General features: G+C 63.7%; 14 protein-coding genes. 11 read left to right on the forward strand and 3 right to left on the reverse strand.

Going from position 1 to position 17,135, the window contains the following annotated elements:
* The first annotated feature begins 35 nt into the window (after positions 1–35).
* The 5 genes from miaB to lnt all read left to right on the forward strand — a co-directional run bounded on the left by miaB (position 36) and on the right by lnt (position 5,407).
* A complete protein-coding gene (miaB, locus tag ACT9T4_RS15265; protein WP_179537506.1) occupies positions 36–1,370 on the forward strand; it encodes a tRNA (N6-isopentenyl adenosine(37)-C2)-methylthiotransferase MiaB in 1,335 nt (444 codons plus the stop codon).
* A gap of 124 nt (positions 1,371–1,494) precedes the next feature.
* Positions 1,495–2,514 (forward strand): PhoH family protein, encoded by a 1,020-nt coding sequence (locus tag ACT9T4_RS15270; RefSeq protein WP_042555151.1) that lies wholly within the window; start codon positions 1,495–1,497, stop codon positions 2,512–2,514.
* On the forward strand, positions 2,511–2,969 hold the full coding sequence (gene ybeY / locus ACT9T4_RS15275) for an rRNA maturation RNase YbeY (RefSeq protein WP_042555150.1): 459 nt from the start codon (positions 2,511–2,513) through the stop codon (positions 2,967–2,969). The genes ACT9T4_RS15270 and ybeY overlap by 4 nt, the downstream gene beginning before the upstream one ends.
* Positions 2,970–2,994: 25 nt before the next feature.
* Positions 2,995–3,831, forward strand: coding sequence for a CorC family transporter (locus ACT9T4_RS15280; RefSeq protein WP_042555149.1), 837 nt, complete (start codon positions 2,995–2,997; stop codon positions 3,829–3,831).
* A gap of 58 nt (positions 3,832–3,889) precedes the next feature.
* A complete protein-coding gene (gene lnt / locus ACT9T4_RS15285; RefSeq protein ID WP_499117762.1) occupies positions 3,890–5,407 on the forward strand; it encodes an apolipoprotein N-acyltransferase in 1,518 nt (505 codons plus the stop codon).
* A gap of 962 nt (positions 5,408–6,369) precedes the next feature.
* Here the strand turns inward: lnt and ACT9T4_RS15290 are convergent.
* Complete coding sequence (locus ACT9T4_RS15290; RefSeq protein WP_499117764.1) at positions 6,370–7,134, reverse strand: YdcF family protein; 765 nt, start codon at positions 7,132–7,134, stop codon at positions 6,370–6,372.
* A 94-nt stretch (positions 7,135–7,228) separates the two neighbouring features.
* Complete coding sequence (locus ACT9T4_RS15295) at positions 7,229–7,570, reverse strand: hypothetical protein (RefSeq protein WP_179537503.1); 342 nt, start codon at positions 7,568–7,570, stop codon at positions 7,229–7,231.
* A gap of 179 nt (positions 7,571–7,749) precedes the next feature.
* Between ACT9T4_RS15295 and leuS the strand changes: the two genes are divergently transcribed.
* The 6 genes from leuS (at position 7,750) to ACT9T4_RS15325 (ending at position 15,362) form a co-directional block, all read left to right on the forward strand.
* Positions 7,750–10,356, forward strand: a complete 2,607-nt coding sequence (gene leuS / locus ACT9T4_RS15300; protein ID WP_499117766.1) for a leucine--tRNA ligase — start codon at positions 7,750–7,752, stop codon at positions 10,354–10,356.
* Between the two features lie 114 nt (positions 10,357–10,470).
* Positions 10,471–11,076, forward strand: coding sequence for an LPS-assembly lipoprotein LptE (locus ACT9T4_RS15305; protein ID WP_042555347.1), 606 nt, complete (start codon positions 10,471–10,473; stop codon positions 11,074–11,076).
* Between the two features lie 269 nt (positions 11,077–11,345).
* A complete protein-coding gene (holA, locus tag ACT9T4_RS15310; protein WP_179537501.1) occupies positions 11,346–12,380 on the forward strand; it encodes a DNA polymerase III subunit delta in 1,035 nt (344 codons plus the stop codon).
* Between the two features lie 87 nt (positions 12,381–12,467).
* Positions 12,468–12,635, forward strand: a complete 168-nt coding sequence (gene arfA, locus ACT9T4_RS15315; protein ID WP_499117769.1) for an alternative ribosome rescue factor ArfA — start codon at positions 12,468–12,470, stop codon at positions 12,633–12,635.
* A 70-nt stretch (positions 12,636–12,705) separates the two neighbouring features.
* The gene (locus ACT9T4_RS15320) at positions 12,706–13,998 is read left to right on the forward strand and encodes a lytic murein transglycosylase (protein WP_042555143.1); all 1,293 of its coding nucleotides are present in this window, start codon (positions 12,706–12,708) and stop codon (positions 13,996–13,998) included.
* A 212-nt stretch (positions 13,999–14,210) separates the two neighbouring features.
* Positions 14,211–15,362 carry an acyl-CoA dehydrogenase family protein gene (locus tag ACT9T4_RS15325; RefSeq protein WP_042555142.1) on the forward strand — a complete coding sequence of 384 codons (1,152 nt, stop codon included), beginning with the start codon at positions 14,211–14,213 and terminating at the stop codon, positions 15,360–15,362.
* On the opposite strand, the gene ACT9T4_RS15330 is transcribed toward ACT9T4_RS15325, so the two are convergent.
* Positions 15,359–16,999, reverse strand: a complete 1,641-nt coding sequence (locus tag ACT9T4_RS15330; RefSeq protein WP_499117772.1) for a Na+/H+ antiporter — start codon at positions 16,997–16,999, stop codon at positions 15,359–15,361. The two genes, ACT9T4_RS15325 and ACT9T4_RS15330, sit on opposite strands and share 4 nt — an antisense overlap.
* Positions 17,000–17,135 lie beyond the last annotated feature (136 nt).

Raw genomic sequence — 17,135 nt, forward strand, 5'->3', positions numbered from 1 at the left:
TCCTGAACACCTTTTCAATCATTCCAGGCAGTGCCATGACCAAGAAGCTCTATATCGAAACCCACGGTTGCCAGATGAACGAGTACGACAGCTCGCGCATGGTCGACCTGCTGGGCGAGCATCAGGCTCTGGAAGTGACCGATCGCCCGGAAGACGCCGACGTCATCCTGCTCAATACCTGCTCGATCCGCGAAAAAGCCCAGGACAAAGTGTTCTCCCAGCTCGGCCGCTGGCGTGAGCTGAAGCTGGAAAACCCGGATCTGGTGATCGGCGTCGGTGGCTGCGTGGCCAGCCAGGAAGGCGCGGCGATTCGCGACCGCGCGCCCTATGTCGATGTGGTGTTCGGCCCGCAGACCCTGCATCGCCTGCCGGAGATGATCGACGCCGCGCGCAGCACCAAGATCGCTCAGGTGGATATTTCCTTCCCGGAGATCGAGAAATTCGACCGCCTGCCCGAGCCACGAGTCGACGGCCCCAGCGCCTTCGTATCGGTGATGGAAGGCTGCAGCAAGTACTGCACATTCTGCGTGGTGCCCTATACCCGCGGCGAAGAAGTCAGCCGACCGCTGGACGATGTGCTGGCCGAAATCATCCATCTGGCCGAGAACGGCGTGCGTGAGCTCACCCTGCTCGGCCAGAACGTCAACGGTTACCGCGGCACCACGCGCGACGGCGGTATCGCCGACTTCGCCGAGCTGCTTTACCTGGTAGCCGCCGTCGATGGCATCGATCGCATTCGCTACATCACCAGCCACCCGCTGGAATTTTCCGACGCGCTGATCAAGGCTCACGCCGAGATCCCGGAGCTGGTGAAATTCCTTCATTTGCCCGTGCAGTCGGGCTCGGACCGCATTCTGGCGGCGATGAAGCGCAACCACACGGCGCTGGAATACAAGTCGCGCATCCGCAAACTGCGGGCGGCAGTGCCGGACATCGTCATCAGCTCGGACTTCATCATCGGTTTCCCGGGCGAGACCGAGAAGGATTTCCAGCAGACCATGAAGCTGGTGGAGGACGTCGGCTTCGACTTCTCCTACTCGTTCATGTACAGCTCGCGTCCCGGTACGCCGGCCGCCGACCTTGTCGACGAAACCCCGGAAGAAGTGAAGAAAGAGCGCCTGCAGATGCTGCAGCACCGCCTCAACCAGCAAGGCTTCGAAAACAGCCGTCGCATGGTCGGCAGCGTGCAGCGCATTCTGGTCAGCGACTTTTCGAAAAAGGACCCGGGCAAGCTGCAGGGCAAGACCGAGAACAACCGTTTCGTCAACTTCCAGTGCGACAATCCGCGGCTGATCGGCCAGTTCGTCGATGTGCATATCGACGAAGCGATGCCGCATTCGCTGCGTGGCACACTGATCGAGCGCCACTGAGCCCTTCGCCCAGCGAAGGCAGCCAGCCACAAGCGCAGCGCGGTCGTCGGCCGCGCTTTCCCCCGGCGACAGCTAGCGCTATTCTCTGCCTTCAACCCAGCCGACTGGCGGCCAAAATACGACTTTGAATACTTCCATAGAACCTCATCGCTTCACCCTCGAACCTTTCGAAGCCAAGCGCTTCGCCAATCTCAGCGGGCAATTCGACGAGCACCTGCGCCTGATCGAATCTCGTCTGGGTATCGAAATCCGTAATCGCGGCAATCAGTTCGAACTGCTTGGCGAGGCACAACAGACCCAATCTGCTGAAAATCTGTTGCGCCGTCTCTATCGCGAAACTGACAGCACCGAGCTGTCGCCGGATATGGTGCACCTGTTCCTGCAGGAGTCGGGCATCGAGGAGCTGAACAACCCCAGCGCCCATCTCAACATCGCCCTGCGCACCCGCAAGGGCATGATCCGGCCACGCGGCGCCAACCAGCAGCTCTACGTCAAGGCGATCCTCGACCACGACATCAATTTCGGTATCGGCCCGGCTGGTACCGGCAAGACCTACCTTGCCGTCGCTGCTGCAGTGGACGCGCTGGAACGTGAGCAGATCCGCCGTATCCTGCTGGTGCGTCCGGCGGTCGAGGCCGGCGAGAAGCTCGGCTTCCTGCCAGGTGACCTGTCGCAGAAGATCGACCCCTACCTGCGCCCGCTGTATGACGCGCTCTACGAGATGCTCGGTTTCGAGCAGGTCGCCAAACTGATCGAGAAACAGGTGATCGAGGTTGCGCCGCTGGCCTACATGCGCGGCCGCACGCTGAACAACAGTTTCATCATTCTCGATGAGAGCCAGAACACCACGATGGAACAGATGAAAATGTTCCTGACCCGGATCGGCTTCGGCTCCACCGCAGTGATCACCGGCGACATCACCCAGGTCGACCTGCCGCGCGGAACCAAGAGCGGCCTGACTCACGTGATCGACGTGCTCAAAGGCGTGCCTGGCATCAGCTTCACCCACTTCAAGCCCAAGGACGTGGTGCGCCACCCCCTCGTGCAACGCATCGTCGAGGCCTACGAGCGCTTCGATGCCGAACATCAGCCGTTTGACCGCCGGCCGGCGGACAACGACCCGGGTGCCAGGTCCGACAGATGATCGAGCTGGATCTGCAGGTCGCCAGTGACGGCGACCACCTACCCACCATTGGTGCCTTTCAAGCCTGGTGTGAGCTGGCCCTACGCCAGCGCACGGCAGACTCGGAGCTGACTATCCGCCTGGTCGACGAGACCGAAGGCCGCGAACTCAATCACACCTGGCGACACAAGGATTACGCCACCAACGTATTGTCCTTTCCCGCCGACGTGCCTGATGATTTGCTGGATATCCCGTTGCTTGGCGACCTGGTGATCTGCGTGCCGGTGGTCGAGCGCGAGGCTATCGAGCAAGGCAAGACGCTGGAGGCGCACTGGGCGCATCTGGTGATACACGGCTGCCTGCACCTGCTCGGCTATGACCACATCGATGATGAGGAAGCCGAGGAGATGGAAGCGCTGGAACGATTATTGCTCGCCGAGCTGGGTCATCCCGACCCGTACGCCGGCGACGAATGAAAGCAAGGATCCCGAGTAAACCCCCATGAGCGAAGACCGATCGAGCAACGAGCAAAAGTCCTGGCTGAACAAGCTGACCCAGGCTTTTGCTCATGAGCCGAAGAACCGCCAGGAACTGCTGGAAGTCCTGCGCGATGCGCATCAGAACAAACTGCTCGACAGCGAGGCCCTGGCCATCGTCGAGGGCGCCATTCAGGTCGCGGACCTGCAGGTCCGCGACATCATGGTGCCGCGCTCCCAGGTGGTCACCATCAAGGCCACCCAGTCCCCGAAAGAATTCCTCCCGGTGATCATCGAGGCGGCGCACTCGCGCTACCCGGTGATCGGCGAGAGCCTCGATGACGTACTCGGCATCCTCCTCGCCAAGGATCTGCTGCCGCTGCTGCTCGGCGACCAGCCCGACTTCAACATCCGCGACATGCTGCGCCCGGCCACCTTCGTGCCTGAGTCCAAGCGCCTCAACGTGCTGCTGCGCGAGTTCCGCGCCAATCACAACCACATGGCGGTGGTGATCGACGAATACGGCGGCGTCGCCGGCCTGGTGACCATCGAAGACGTGCTCGAGCAGATCGTCGGTGATATCGAGGACGAACATGACGTCGAGGAAGACAGCTACGTCAAGCCGCTGCCCAGCGGCGACTTCCTGGTCAAGGCGCTGACGCCCATCGATCACTTCAACGAAGCCTTCACCACCGACTTCTCGGATGACGAATTCGACACCGTCGGCGGCCTGGTGATGAGCGCCTTCGGTCATTTGCCCAAGCGCAACGAAGTGACGGTGATCGGCGAGTTCCGCTTTCGCGTGCTGAACGCCGACAGCCGCCGCGTGCACCTGCTGCGTCTGACGCCGCTGGCGCGCTGACACGCTGTAGCGCCCTGCCAGGCGGGGCGCCTGCCACTCTCCTCTTCCGAGCATTCCGATGAATCGACTGTTCCGCCCCGGCTGGCCCGGCAATCTGATCGCTCTGCTGGCAGGTGCGCTGACCACCCTGGCGCTGGCACCCTACGACATCTGGCCGCTGGTGCTGCTGTCGATCGCCCTGCTCTACCGCGGCCTGCGTGAACTGACACCACGCCAGGCAGCATGGCGCGGCTGGTGGTACGGTTTCGGCCTGTTCGCCTCCGGCACCAGCTGGGTATACGTGAGCATTCACGACTACGGCGCCGCTTCGCCGCCCCTGGCTGCCTTTCTGACTCTGGGCTTCGTCGCCGGGCTCGGTCTGTTCTTCGCACTGGCCACCTGGTTGTGGGCACGCTGGCTACGCCGCGATGCAGCGCTGGCAACCGATGCCTTGGCGTTCGCCGCCCTGTGGGTTGCCCAGGAAGCATTTCGAGGCTGGTTTCTCACCGGGTTCCCCTGGCTCTACGCAGGTTACAGCCAACTGGACGGGCCACTGGCCGGTCTGGCTCCGGTAGGCGGTGTGTGGCTGCTGTCTTTTGCCCTGGCGCTGAGCGCTGCACTGCTCGTCAACCTGCCACGCCTGTACCGGCACAAGTCGCAATTGGCCGTGGCTCTGGCGCTGCTGATCGCGCCCTGGCTGGTCGGCGCTCTGCTCAAGGGTCATGCCTGGACTTCACCTGCCAGCGAGCCGCTGAGCGTCGCGGCGATTCAAGGCAATGTGGAGCAGAATCTCAAGTGGGACCCGGCGCAGCTCAACGCACAATTGGCGCTGTACCGGGACATGAGTTTCAGCAGCAAACCGACCGACTTGCTGATCTGGCCGGAAACCGCCGTGCCGGTCCTCAAGGAACAGGCCATCGGCTACCTCAGCGTGATGGACCGCTTCGCCAGTGACCGTCAGAGCGCGCTGATCACCGGTGTGCCGATCCGCCAGCCCAACGAGCGTGGTGAGCTGCGTTACTACAATGGCGTCAGCGTGGTGGGCCAGGGCAGCGGCGATTACCTCAAGCAGCGCCTGGTACCGTTCGGTGAGTACGTGCCGCTGCAGGAAGTCTTGCGCGGCCTGATCGCTTTCTTCGACCTGCCGATGTCCGACTTCGCCCGCGGCGAGCACGACCAGCCCCTGCTGGAAGCCAAAGGACAGCGCATCGCGACCTTCATCTGCTACGAAGTGGTTTACCCGGAGTTCGCTGCCGAAATGGCCGCGCAGAGCGACCTGCTGCTGACGGTGAGCAACGACACCTGGTTCGGGAAATCCATCGGCCCACTGCAACATCTGCAAATGGCGCAGATGCGTGCTCTGGAAGCGGGTCGCTGGATGATCCGCGCCACCAACAATGGTGTGACCGCATTGATCGACCCGTTCGGCCAGATCACCGAGCGCCTGCCGCAGTTCGAACAGGGCACGCTGTACGGTGAAGTGCAGCCCATGCAGCACCTGACGCCCTACCTGCAGTGGCGCTCCTGGCCGCTGATCGTCCTCTGCAGCCTGCTGGCGGCCTGGGCCCTGATTCAGCGCCGCCGGGATGCGGTATAACGCCAAGGGCAGACCGGGCTGAGCCGGACGGCCGGCTCGGCGGTGGGCTGAAGCCCACCCTACCCCAGGGCATGAAACGTAGGGTGGCGCTTTAGCCCACCAAAACCATTCAACGCCGATAGTGGCCGGAGGTTCAAAGCATGCGCTTCGGCACCTCGGGCTGCGGCCGCTTTGGGTGGTGGGCTGAAGCCCACCCTACTCCCAGGGGCATGAACCGTAGGGTGGCGCTTTAGCCCACCAAAACCATTCAACGCCGATAGTGGGCGGAGGTTCAAAGCATGCGCTTCGGCACCTCGGGCTGTAGGCGCTGTGGTGGTGGGCTGAAGCCCACCCTACCCCAAGGCATGAACCGTAGGGTGGCGCTTTAGCCCACCAAAGCCATTCAATGCCGATAGTGGTCGGAGGTTCAAAGCATGCGCTTTGGCACCTCGGGCGTGGGCGCGGTGGTGGTGGGCTGAAGCCCACCCTACTCCCAGGGGCATGAACCGTAGGGTGGCGCGTTAGCCCACCAAAGCCATTCAACGCCGATAGTGGCCGGAGGTTCAAAGCATGCGCTTCGGCACCTCGGGCTGTGGGCGCTGTGGTGGTGGGCTGAAGCCCACCCTACCCCCAGGGCATGAAACGTAGGGTGGCGCTTTAGCCCACCAAAACCATTCATGCCTATGGTGGCCGGACGTTCAGAGCATGCGGTTCGGCATCTCGGGCTTTAGGCGCTGTGGTGGTGGGCTGAAGCCCACCCTACCCCCAGAGCATGAACGTAGGGTGGCGCTTTAGCCCACCAAAACCATTCATGCCTATGGTGGCCGGACGTTCAGAGGATGCGCTTCGGCACCTCGGGCTGTGGGCGTTTTGGGTGGTGGGCCGAAGCCCACCGGGGCGCGTGTGTCGCGGGCTTGACGCACCCCGGGAGCTTACGCCCGCAAGGCAACGGATAGGCTTGCGCCCCATCGAATCGTTCACCACTAACGCCGGTAAGCCAGCGGATAGGCCAGCGAGCCGATCACTTCATTGAGCAACAAGGTGCTTTGCCAGAAAGCCTTGCCCTCTGGCAGCCAGCCACCCAGGGGGCGGTCATTGGGTACGCCGATGAACCCCACGGGTGCGGCTACCACCTCGAAGCCCGCCTGCTCGAAACTCCAGCGCGAACGTGGCATGTGCCAGGCCTGGGTAACCAGCACCACGCGGCGCACGCCTTCGGGCTGCAGCATGGCAGCGCTTTCCTGCGCATTTTCCCAGGTGGTGCGGCTGCGCTCTTCGCGCCAACGCACTTCGACCCCCAGATCCTCGCGCATCACCTCGGCCATCAGCGCCGCCTCGCTCGGCGGTCGACCGAAATGCAGCCCGCCAGTGGTCAGAACCGGCAACCCGGAGGCCTTGGCCAGGCGTGCTGCATAGCGGGTGCGCTCCAGCGCCATCGCACTGGGCTGATCGCCGCCCCAGGCCGGGTCAGCAGAATCGCGCCCGCCGCCCAGAACGATGATGGCGTCCGCATGCTGCGCCAGGCCAGCCCACTGTTCATGGGCAACCGCCGGCTCACGCTCTATCGCTCGCGCCATCCACTCCACGGTGATCGGCAGGCTCATCAGCCACAGGCCACCCAGGCCGACCGTGAAACAGCAGGCCGCCAGACGCGGAAAGCGCCGACGCAGAAACCAGGCGAGTAACAGCAGAAGCAGAAGAATGCCGGGCGGCATGAAGAATTGCTTGAGCATGTAGCGAAGCGGCATCGAGCACCTCCGGGAAAGGGTCGAAGCCTAGAGGCTGGCGCCGTTTCAGCGCAAGCCGGCAATCGTCGAGACGCAGAAGCGATGTCGACAGCAGCTACGCCTCGGGCAGAACCACCGCGGATGGCCGCCATGGCTGGCCCGGATGAGAAACCTGGTGGCGCTTGAACGGAGGCGCCAGTGGCTCCAGGCTCACCATGCCTGAGCGATACTGCTGCGCAGCAGTGGCGTGCCAGCCCTTCAACCAGTCCTGATCACTGGCCAGATAGGCCCTGATCAGTTCCAGCTCGGCAACGGACAGACCGCGCACCTCCATATCCCCGGACGGCTTGTCGGACAGACGCGCCAGACTGTCGGCATCATCGAGCGCCAGCGTCAGCCGCTGCAGCAATCGTCCGTAAGGATCGTCCTGGTTTTCAATACCTGTCGAATGCCCCATCGCACACCTCGTGGCTGGACGCCATCAGGCAAGCTTAGCGTTCGCTCCGCAGAGAGCCGGGTACCGCGACAAACGGTGATGCCCCCGCCCGACAGAGCAATCAGCGTTTCCCTCCGTCAAGGGGGGTCATGTATGCTACGGCGTTTCCCGAAAGCCCCTTTCCCTAGCGCAAAGTAGCCATGCACGAACAGTATCAGCCACGCGAAATCGAAGCCGCCGCGCAATCCCACTGGGATTCGCAGAACTCCTTTGTAGTCAGCGAACAGCCCGGCAAGGAGACGTTCTACTGTCTGTCGATGTTCCCCTACCCGAGCGGCAAGCTACACATGGGGCACGTGCGCAACTACACCATCGGCGACGTGATAGCGCGTTACCAGCGCATGCAGGGCAAGAACGTCCTGCAGCCCATGGGCTGGGACGCTTTCGGCATGCCGGCGGAAAACGCCGCGATGAAGAACAACGTGGCGCCGGCCAAGTGGACCTACGAAAACATCGATTACATGAAGACCCAGCTCAAGAGCCTGGGCCTGGCCATCGACTGGACCCGTGAAGTCACCACCTGCAAGCCGGACTACTACCGCTGGGAACAATGGCTGTTCACCCGCCTGTTCGAAAAAGGCGTGATCTATCGCAAGAACGGCACCGTCAACTGGGACCCGGTCGACCAGACCGTGCTCGCCAACGAGCAGGTCATCGACGGCCGCGGCTGGCGTTCCGGCGCGGTGATCGAGAAGCGCGAAATCCCCATGTACTACTTCAAGATCACCGCCTACGCGGATGAACTTCTGAGTAGTCTGGATGAACTGGATGGCTGGCCTGAACAGGTCAAGACCATGCAGCGCAACTGGATCGGCAAATCGCGCGGCATGGAAGTCCAGTTCCCCTACGATCAGGCGTCCATCGGCGAAACCGGCACCCTGAAGGTGTTCACTACCCGCCCCGATACCCTGATGGGCGCGACTTACGTCGCCGTGGCCGCCGAACATCCGCTGGCCACCCTGGCGGCGCAGAACGACCCCGAATTGCAAGCGTTCATCGCCGAATGCAAAGGCGGCAGCGTGGCTGAAGCCGACGTTGCCACCCAGGAGAAGAAGGGCCGGCCGACCTCGCTGTTCGTCGCACACCCGCTGACTGGCGAAAAGCTGCCGGTCTGGGTCGCCAACTACGTGCTGATGCACTACGGCGACGGCGCAGTCATGGCCGTACCCGCTCACGACGAGCGCGATTTCGAATTCGCCATCAAGTACCAGTTGCCGATCAAGGCCGTGGTACGGACCAGTGCCGGTGACCAAACACCTGCACCCTGGCAGGCCGCGTACAACGAACATGGTCAACTGATCAATTCCGGCGAATTCGACGGCCTGGACTTCGAAGGCGCATTCGACGCCATCGAGGCGGCGCTGATCCGCAAGGAGCTGGGTAAATCGCGCACCCAGTTCCGCTTGCGCGACTGGGGCATCAGCCGCCAGCGCTACTGGGGCTGCCCGATCCCGATCATCCACTGCGATACCTGCGGTGACGTGCCGGTGCCGGAAGATCAACTGCCGGTCGTGCTGCCCGAAGACGTGGTGCCGGACGGCGCCGGCTCGCCCCTGGCACGCATGCCCGAGTTCTACGCATGCAACTGCCCGAAATGCGGCGCACCGGCCAAGCGTGAAACCGACACCATGGACACCTTCGTGGAATCGTCCTGGTACTTCGCACGCTACGCCTCGCCACACTACACCGGCGGCATGGTCGACCCGGCCGCAGCCAACCACTGGCTGCCGGTGGACCAGTACATCGGTGGCATCGAACACGCGATTCTGCACCTGCTCTATGCGCGCTTCTTCCACAAGCTGATGCGTGACGAAGGCCTGCTGTCGTCCAACGAGCCGTTCAAGAACCTGCTGACCCAGGGCATGGTGGTTGCCGAAACCTACTACCGCACCCTGGATAACGGCGGCAAGGACTGGTTCAACCCGGCCGATGTCACCGTCGAGCGTGATGCCAAGGGCAAGGTGATCGCTGCCAAGCTGGCAAGCGACGGCCTGCCGGTAGAGATCGGCGGCACCGAGAAGATGTCCAAGTCGAAGAACAACGGCGTCGACCCCCAGGCGATGATCGATGCCTACGGTGCCGATACCTGCCGTCTGTTCATGATGTTCGCATCGCCGCCGGACATGAGCTGCGAATGGTCCGACGCCGGCATCGAAGGCGCCAACCGCTTCCTGCGCCGTGTCTGGCGCCTGGCCCAGAGCCACGTCAGCCAGGGCCTGCCGGGGGTGCTGGATACCACCAGGCTGGACGACGCGGGCAAGGAAGTGCGCCGCGCCATCCATCTGGCGATCAAGCAGGCTTCCCAGGATGTTGGCCAGCACCACAAGTTCAACACGGCCATCGCTCAGGTGATGACCCTGATGAACGTGCTGGAAAAGGCGCCTCAGGACACCGACCAGCAGCGCGCACTGCTTCAGGAAGGCCTGGAAACCGTCGCCCTGCTGCTCGCCCCGATCACCCCGCACATCAGCCACGAACTGTGGCAGGAGCTGGGTCACGAGGAAGCGATCATCGACGCCTCCTGGCCAGCCGTGGACGAATCGGCTCTGGTGCAGGACAGCCTGCAACTGGTGATTCAGGTCAACGGCAAGCTGCGCGGCCAGATCGACGTGCCGGCCGACGCCAGCCGCGAAGCGGTCGAAGCCGCTGCGCGCAGCAACGAAAACGTACAACGCTTCACCGAAGGGCTGACGATCCGCAAGGTCATCGTGGTGCCCGGCAAGCTGGTCAACATCGTCGCCAACTGAGGCGACAACTGAGGTGTCGGCATGCTGCCGGCACCGGGTCAACGTATCGGCAACGCAGGCACCCGTGCCTGCCCATGCTGGCCAGCGGAGCCGGCGGGACAAGGGGATAACGAGATGATCAAGCGCAATCTGTTGGTAATCGGTCTGGCTGGCCTGCTCGGCGCATGCGGCTTCCAGCTGCGCGGCACCGGTGACGTGCAGTTCGCCCTGAAGGAGCTGGAGGTCAGCGCCCGGGACAGCTACGGCGATACCGTACGTGACGTACGCGAAGTGCTGGAGAACAACGGCGTGCGCGTGTTCCCGGGGGCCGCCTACAAGCTGTACCTGGCCAACGAACAGGAAAGACAGCGCTCCGCCAGCTACACCAGCTCCGCGCGCAGCGCCGAGTACGAGCGCACCATGACCCTGAACTACGAGATTCGCGGTGCCAAGGATCTGTTGCTGCTGAGCAACCAGCTCGAAGTGCAAACCTATTACGTGCAGGACTCCAACAACCTGATCAGCAACGATCAGGAATCGGCGCAACTGCGCACCGAGATGCGTCGTGACCTGGTACAGCAACTGGCCCAGCGCCTGCAGCAGATCACTCCGGAGCAGCTCGACGCACTGCAGCAAACCGCTGAAGCCAAGGCCAAGGCTGAAGCCGAAGCCCTGGAAGCTGCACGCCAACGCGAAGCCGCACAGCCGCAGCAGTCGCCCATCGAACTGCCGGTGCAGTAAGAACCTTGTTCGCGATCTTGGTGTACTTGGCAAAGAGAACCCGTATCCCTATGGATCGACGGCAATAAGGCGCAAGCGCTTATCGGCGCAGTATCTGTGGGAGCGGGCCATGCCCGCGATTTTTCGCGCGCATGGCGCGCTCCCACAGTGGATCGGCGAACGGCTGCTTTAGCCATTGCGCTGCCAGTGCGCGTGAAGGCTCGTCGAAAATCGGGCCCCGGCTCCAAGACGGATGGGGTCGCTCCTTCGGCCCTTAGGTTTAGAAACTCATGAAACTCCCCCCCGCCCAACTCGGCAAACACCTTCAGGGTTCCCTGGCTCCGGTCTACGTGGTCTGCGGCGACGAAGCGCTGCTCTGCCAGGAAGCCACCGATGCCATCCGCAGTGCCAGTCGTGCTCAAGGCTTCACCGAGCGCGAGGTGTTTCACGCCGAGGCCAACTTCGACTGGGGCATGCTCTATGAAGCCGGCGCCAGCATGTCGCTGTTCGCCGACAAGCGCGTCATCGAACTGCGCATTCCCAATGGCAAGCCAGGCGACAAGGGTGCTGCAGCGATCATCGAGTATCTTGGCCGGCCGCCGGAAGACACCCTGCTGCTGATCAGCCTGCCCAAACTCGATGGCAGCGCGCAGAAGACCAAGTGGGCCAAGGCTCTGATCGATGGCCCGCACTGCCAGTTCGTGCAGATCTGGCCGGTGGACGCCAACCAGTTGCCGCAATGGATTCGTCAGCGCCTGGCCCAGTCGGGCATGAATGCCACTGCCGACGCGGTGGACCTGATCGCCGCCCGGGTAGAAGGCAACCTGCTGGCCGCCGCCCAGGAAATCGAGAAACTCAAGCTGCTCGCCGATGGCCAGCAGATCGATGCTGGCACCGTTCAGGCGGCCGTAGCCGACAGTGCCCGCTATGACGTTTTCGGCCTGATCGATGCCATCCTCAATGGCGAAGCCGCCCATGCCCTGCGCATGCTCGATGGCTTGCGTGGCGAAGGCCAGGAATCGCTGTTCATCGTGGTGATGCTGGCCCGCGAGCTGCGCCAGCTGGCCAACCTGTCCTACCAGTTCAGCCAGGGCATCCCGCTGGACAAGGCCTTCGCCTCGGCCCGCCCGCCGGTCTGGGACAAGCGTCGACCGCTGGTGAGCAAAGCCCTGCAACGTCACTCGCCGGCACGCTGGAATGCGCTGCTGATGGATGCCCAGCAGATCGATGCCCAGGTCAAGGGCCAGGCGGCGGGCGATCCCTGGGCGAGCCTGTCGCGCCTGGTGCTGATGATGGCCGGCCAGCGTCTCAAGCTCGGCACCTGAAGCCTCCAGCGCGTATGGACATGGCTCCCGCAGCGGCGCATCATTGCTGCCGCTCGCACCGGCGCGAGCACTGATCGAGGACCTGCCATGAGCAAGAAAGCACGCCCGAACAAGGCCAAATCCATCATCGCCCAGCCGCTGTTCCGCTCACGCCAGGAACGCCCCGGCAAAGGAAAAGGCAGCTACCGCCGCCAAGCCTCCCAGCAGAACTGGGAGGCTTTTTCGTTTCTGGGGCTGTCGAAAAAGGCGGCCTGACCACTCGCACAGCCCGCATTACCGCTCATCCGTGCTAAGGTGGTCGCCTGCAAAACGTGTTGAGATGACCATGCCCAACCTGTTCATTCGCGGCCTGCCTGCCACCGCTGCGGCCAGCTTCCTGCTTTTGCTCACGGCCTGTGCCGATGCCCCTGCCCAGCCCCTGGCCACCCCGAGCGCTACGCAGGGCAATACCCCGACCAACGCCGCATTCACCCAGCCCGTTCAGGAGCAGTTGAGCTTCGAACAATGGCGTGACCTGTTGCGCAGCGACGCGATCGCCGCCGGCATCAGCCCGACCCTGTTCGACCGTGCCTTCGCTGGCGTCGTGCCGAACCCGGACGTGGTCAAGGCCGACAGCAGCCAACCCGAATTCAGCCGCCCGGTGTGGGAGTACCTCAACGGTGCCGTCTCCCCCAGCCGTGTCGCTCGCGGTCGTATCCTGCTGACGCAAAACCGTGCCCTGCTCAATCAGATCGAGCAGCGCTATGGCGTCGACGCAGAGACCCTGGTCGCCATCTGGGGCATGGAAAGCAACTTCGGCAGCAACATCGGCAGCCACAACGTGGTGCGCTCCCTGGCCACGCTGGCCTATGAGGGGCGACGTCAGGCGTTCTGGCGCAGCCAGTTGCTGGCCGTGCTGCAGATTCTCCAACACGGCGACATCGCCCCGGAAAGCCTGGTCGGCTCCTGGGCCGGAGCCATGGGGCAGACCCAGTTCATGCCCACCACCTACAACGAACACGCGGTGGATTTCGACGGTGACGGCAAGCGCGACGTGTGGACGTCCTCGGCCGATGCGCTGGCCTCGGCGGCTCACTACCTGCAAGGCTCCAACTGGCAACTGCGTCAGCCTTGGGGCTTCGAGGTCGAGCTGCCGCAGGGCTTCGACTACGCCCTGGCCGACCCGGAAGTACGCCGCAGCCTCAGCGAATGGCGTGCCCTGGGCATTCACCCGGTGAGCCAACCGTTGAACACGCCTCGTGACGACGCCAGCGCCACCTTGCTGCTGCCCGCAGGCCACCGTGGCCCGGCATTCCTGCTGATGGGTAACTTCCGCAGCATCCTGCGCTACAACAACTCCACCTCCTACGCGCTGGCGATCGGGCTGCTGTCCGACAGCCTGCGTGGCGGCGGTGGCGTGCAAGGCACCTGGCCGGAAGGCGATCGGCAGCTGGGTCGCAGCGAGCGTGTCGAGCTACAGGAGCGCCTGAGCGCCCGTGGTTTCGATTCCGGTCATGCCGATGGCATCATCGGCGCCAACACCCGCAAGGCGATCCGTGCCTTCCAGCTGCACCTGGGCTGGCCAGCCGATGGCTACCCGGACAGCAACCTGCTCGACCAACTGCGCCAGCAGAACTGAGCGCCAGGGCCTGTTGACGTTTCACGCGAGGCCGCGTCGAAACGTCAGCAGCCCCTACAGCGCCGTGACGACCGTCACCGCGCGCACTCCGGCGTTTGCGATTAGCCCGTTCCTGGGCGACCCTGTAGTCAGGCCAGCCACGTGATCCGTGAGGGCCGCACCTGCCCGCTCGCCGTGATCCGGCGCGGGTCAATGACAATAGAGAGGTCGCTATGCACGACATCGAACTGGACGACGAACAACGCATGATCCGCGACTGCACCCGGCAGTTCGCCCGGCGCGCCATCGCCCCCCACGCCGAAGCATGGGAAAAGGCCGGCTGGATCGATGACGCGGTAGTGGCCCAGATGGGCGAAATGGGTCTGCTGGGAATGGTCGTCCCGGATACCTGGGGCGGCAGCTACCTCGACTATGTGGCCTACGCCCTGGCCATCGAGGAAGTCTCAGCCGCCGATGCCGCCACCGGCACCCTGATGAGCGTGCACAACTCGGTGGGCTGCGGCCCGCTGCTCAACCATGGCAACGACGCCCAGAAGAACGAATGGCTGCCGCGCCTGGCCAACGGCGCAGTGATCGGCTGCTTCTGCCTGACCGAACCCCAGGCGGGTTCCGAAGCCCACAACCTGCGTACCCGTGCCGAACTGCGCGACGGCCACTGGGTCCTCGATGGCGCCAAGCAGTTCGTCACCAATGGCCGCCGCGCCGGTCTGGCCATCGTCTTCGCGGTTACCGATGCCGCGCTTGGCAAGCAGGGCATTTCCGCCTTTCTGGTGCCGACCAACACCCCCGGCTTTCGCATCGAACGCAGTGAACACAAGATGGGCATTCGCGCTTCGGATACCTGCGCCATCGCCCTGGAGAACTGCCGCATCCCCGCCAGCAATCTGCTCGGCGAGCGCGGCAAGGGGCTGGGTATCGCCTTGTCCAATCTCGAGGGCGGGCGCATCGGCATTGCCGCCCAGGCGGTGGGTATCGCCCGCGCAGCCTTCGAGGCGGCGCTGCTCTACTCCCGTGAAAGGGTGCAGTTCGACAAGCCCATTGGCGAGCATCAGAGCATCGCCAACCTGCTCGCCGACATGCACACCCAGATCAACGCCGCACGCCTGCTGACCCTGCATGCCGCCCGCCTGCGCAGTGCCGGTCAGGCGTGCCTGTCGGAAGCCTCCCAGGCCAAGCTGTTCGCCTCGGAAATGGCCGAGCGCGTGTGTTCGAAGGCGCTGCAGGTGCATGGCGGCTACGGCTACCTGGAGGACTTCCCGGTGCAGCGTTACTACCGGGATGCGCGCATCACGCAGATCTACGAGGGCGCCAGCGAGATCCAGCGTCTGCTGATAGCCCGGGAGCTGAAGCATTACCAACCCTAACCCTTGAGCAGACGCGCCTCGGCGTTATCCAGGTCGCGAAGAATTTCCGCCAGCATGTCATCGTCCAACTGGTTCTCCTTGCGCATCCGGTACAGCTCCAGACGCTGGGTGCGCAGTGCATGCAGACGCATGCGGTACTCCAACTGGTCGGCCTGACGCTGATAGTCACGCGACTCCTCGGCACGGCGCGTACGGGTGCGCTCGAGCAGGTCGCGGTACTCGCTCATCAGCTTGGCGCGGATTTCGGCCGCAGCGATCGCACCGTCGGTATCCGTGGCCTTTTCATCGTCGGCCTCCAGGCAGCGAATGGCCGCCTGCAGCACCTGAGCGCGGTGCCGATTGAGCTCGCCCTCCTGGCGCGCCACGTTGTCCTGGGGCAGCAGCGGCAGCAGACTCGGCAATGCCACGCTGGCGACCAGCAGCGACACCAGGATCACACCCGCGGCGATCAGGATCAGCAGGTCGCGCTCGGGAAACGCCTGGCCATTGTTGAGCAACAGTGGCAACGACATCACGCCGGCCAGCGTCACCGCGCCCCGTACGCCCCCCAGGGTCAGTACGGCCGTCAGGGCGAGGCGCGACTGCCCGGCGAAACGGGTCGACTTGCCGCGCCAGCGCCGCAGCATGCCCGAGGTACGCCAGTAGCTGTAGACCCAGACGAAACGCAGCGCCATCAACACCCCGTACACCGCCAGCACATAGCCCAACGCCGGCAACAGCAGTTGCCAGGCGTCGGCGTGATCACCGATGACCGCCTTGATGATGTCCGGCAACTGCAGACCAAGCAGCAGGAAGATCAGGCCGTTGAAGGTGAATTCGAGCATCGCCCACACACCGCGATTGAGCAGGCGTGTGGTGGTCTGCCGTGGCAGCAGATCGAGACGGCTCTGCATCATGCCGGCGGCAACCGCCGAAAGAATGCCCGACAGTCCCAGATGCTCGGCGGCTACGTAGGCGGCGAAAGGCAGCAACAGCATCAGCAGCACGTGGGGCGCCGGCTCCTCCCAGCCACGGGCGATCATCCAGGCCCGCAAGCGGCCCAGCAGGTAGCTCAGCGCCATACCGATCAGCAGCCCGCCGACGGCCACCAGGACGAACTGCAGGCTGGCGTCGCCCAGGGAAAACACCCCGGTCAGGGTCGCCGCCACGGCGAACTTGAAGGCCACCAGGCCCGAGGCGTCGTTCATCAGCGCCTCGCCTTGCAGCAGGTTGTTCAGGGTGCCTGGCAGGCGACCGTGAGCGATCGCCGACACCGCCACTGCATCGGTTGGCGACAGCACTGCCGCCAGCGCGAAGCAAGCCGCCAGTGGCACCTGAGGCAGCAACCAATGAATGAAATAACCCGCACCCACAATGGTGAAGAACACCAGAGCGAAAGCCAGAAACAGGATCGGTGTACGCAGCTTGCGAAACTGCCCCTTGGGCATGCGCCAGCCGTCGACGAACAACAGCGGCGGGATGAACAGCAGGAGGAACAGCTCGGGGTCCAGCCGTACATGCAGCCCCAGTACCGGTATAGCCAGCAGTGCACCGATGAGAATCTGCAGGATCGGCAGTGGCAGCGGAATGAACTGGGCGCTGATACGGGTGCCGCTGACCACCAGCAACATGATCAGGATGGTGTAGAGAAGCTGCATGGCGGGGGAAATCCTTTACGAACAAGACCGCATGGCTCGCATGGGCCCTGCATTCTAACGCGTCGTACGACGCGTGCGGACCGACTTGTGCCCTGACAGCGCCGCAAGGCGAGTCGACGTGGCATAATCCACCGCT

This window comes from Pseudomonas sp. SZ40, assembly GCF_052958135.1.